Here is a 693-nt window from a genome sequence, read left to right on the forward strand (position 1 = left end):
TCTCCGCGGGCCTTGGTGAGCCCGCGGAGGAGGAACTGTCGGAATCCCATTGTGGCCTTGATGATGCCGAAGACCAGCTCTACGGTGCTCTTTCGCGCTCTCATTCGCGCTTGGCCTTCTCGGGTCTTCAACCTGCTGGCCATCCTGGCCTGCGCATCTGCGCCGTCGGGCGGGGCCCCCTCCACTGGTTCGGGAGGGGGCCAGCTTCGGCGCTCTCGGGCCATGGCCAGGTAGGGTGTGACCCCGCGTTCCTCTGCGGTGATCGCGTTCGTCTCACTCATGTAGCCGGCATCGGCGGTGAGGCTGTCCGGCGCCTTGCCCAGGCTGGCGATGGTCCGCTCCAGCAAGGGCGGCAGGTACTGGGAGTCCGGCGCCTGGTTGCTCAGCCCGTGGGCCACGATCAGGTGGATGCGACCGTCGACGACGGCCTGGCTGTTGAAGCACTGATCGAAGGCCCCCTTGGCCGTCTTCATGATCCGGCTTTCAGGGTCGGTGAAGTTGCGCTGGGCCTTCGGGTCCGGCGTGCCGTCGGCGCGGTGCTCGGGATGGTGCTGCGGCAGGTCTTCGGCTGGCGGTGGCACCGGCGGCGGCTCGGGCACCAGCGTCTCGGCCTCGGCCCGCGCCTTCTCGGCCAGGGCGGACTTGCGCGCGGCCTCCTTCTCTTCACCCGCACGGACTGCCTCCTCCGCTGCC

General features: G+C 69.1%; 1 protein-coding gene. It reads right to left on the reverse strand.

The window, feature by feature from the left end; translation table 11 throughout:
- Positions 1–693, reverse strand: a 693-nt coding sequence (locus L6Q67_RS23780; protein WP_296576067.1) for a transposase, incomplete at both ends; no start/stop codon positions are given.

The organism is Zoogloea sp. (assembly GCF_023150065.1).
In the GTDB taxonomy this organism is placed as follows: domain Bacteria; phylum Pseudomonadota; class Gammaproteobacteria; order Burkholderiales; family Rhodocyclaceae; genus Zoogloea.